Below are 945 nucleotides of genomic sequence, written 5' to 3'. Positions count from 1 at the left end.
CGCCGCCATTACGCCGGACTCGCTGGCCTACGTCATTTTCACCTCCGGCTCCACCGGCACGCCCAAGGGCGCCATGCTCACCCATGGCAATGCCGCCTCCTTCTTCGCCGCCCTGCCCCAGACCTTCGGCTTCGCCCCCGGCGACCGCATCCTCGGCGTCACCACTGTGTCCTTCGACATCGCCGCACTCGAACTGCTCGGCAGCCTGTGCTGCGGCATGACCGTCGTGCTGGCTTCCTCCGAGCAGGCCCGCGACCCGGCATTGCTGCTCGAACTGATCGCCCGCGAGAAGGTCAGCGTGCTGCAGATGACGCCCACCCGCCTCAAGCTGCTGCTCGATGCCCTGCCCTCGCCGCACGACGCCCTGCCCGGCATACGCACCCTGCTCGTCGGCGGCGAAGCGCTGGTCCAGAACCTGGCCGAGCGCCTGCTCGCCTACCGCGATGTGGCGGTGTTCAATGTCTATGGCCCCACCGAGACCACCATCTGGTCGGCCAGCTGGCGTCTTGCCGCAGGCCCGGTCAGCCTCGGGCGCGCCTTGCCCGGCGAGCAGCTGCTGGTGCTGTCGGCCAGCGGGCGGCTGCAGCCGCCGGGCGCGGTGGGCGAGATCGCCATTGCCGGCGCCGGGGTGGCGCGCGGCTATCTGAACGATGCAGCGCGTACGGCCGAACGTTTCATCAGCCTGCCCGGCATTGCCGGCCGGTTCTACCTGACTGGCGACCTGGGACGCTGGACCGCTGACGGACGGCTGCAATACCTTGGCCGCCGCGACGACCAGGTGAAGATTCGGGGCATGCGAATCGAGATCGGCGACATCGAGCACCAGCTGCGCCAGCTGCCTGGAGTGCGGGACGCCGCCGCCGCCATCCGCAGGAATGCGCTGGGCGAGGAGGAGATCGTTGCCTATCTGGTCGGGCAGGATTGCGCCGACCCGGCGCAGCTGCG

General features: G+C 69.7%; 1 protein-coding gene. It reads left to right on the top strand.

The annotated features are described in order from the left end of the window. On the top strand, positions 1–945 hold a 945-nt coding region (locus RY831_RS33025), incomplete at both ends, for an amino acid adenylation domain-containing protein (protein ID WP_326510507.1).

This window comes from Noviherbaspirillum album, assembly GCF_035916955.1.
GTDB lineage: Bacteria > Pseudomonadota > Gammaproteobacteria > Burkholderiales > Burkholderiaceae_D > Noviherbaspirillum > Noviherbaspirillum album.
Note: the sequence above shows the minus strand (reverse complement) of the source record. Positions and strands in the feature narration are given on the sequence as shown.